Origin of the sequence: Pseudomonas sp. A25(2017), assembly GCF_002001065.1 — a bacterium.
Taxonomy (GTDB): Bacteria; Pseudomonadota; Gammaproteobacteria; order Pseudomonadales; family Pseudomonadaceae; genus Aquipseudomonas; species Aquipseudomonas kilonensis.
Genome location: NZ_MUOA01000084.1, coordinates 1 through 253, shown reverse-complemented (window position 1 = coordinate 253; position 253 = coordinate 1). Strand labels below are relative to the sequence as shown.

The 253-nt window shown below is 51.0% G+C and carries 1 protein-coding gene; it reads right to left on the bottom strand.

The features are described from left to right. Positions 1-18: 18 nt before the first annotated feature. Positions 19-253: hypothetical protein (locus B0E42_RS31330; RefSeq protein WP_139353199.1), on the bottom strand; the 235-nt coding region annotated here is incomplete at its 5' end.

Here is a 253-nt window from a genome sequence, read left to right as displayed (position 1 = left end):
TGCGCTTCCGATCTCTCGTTAGCGGGAGGCGAATTCTACAGCGTTACTCGCTGCTGTCAACACCTCTTTTTCACCGCTTTCGACCGAGAAGATCGAATCGCCGATAGAGCCAAACAACACCGCTCTACCTGCTCCTTCCGGGCTTCGATGACCTGAAGCCCAACACCTTCGAAACTTACTTAACTCATTGAATCTCAAGGAGTTTTCCGTTTCGACTGCGCCGGAAGTGGGGCGAATTATAGACTTCCAGAAT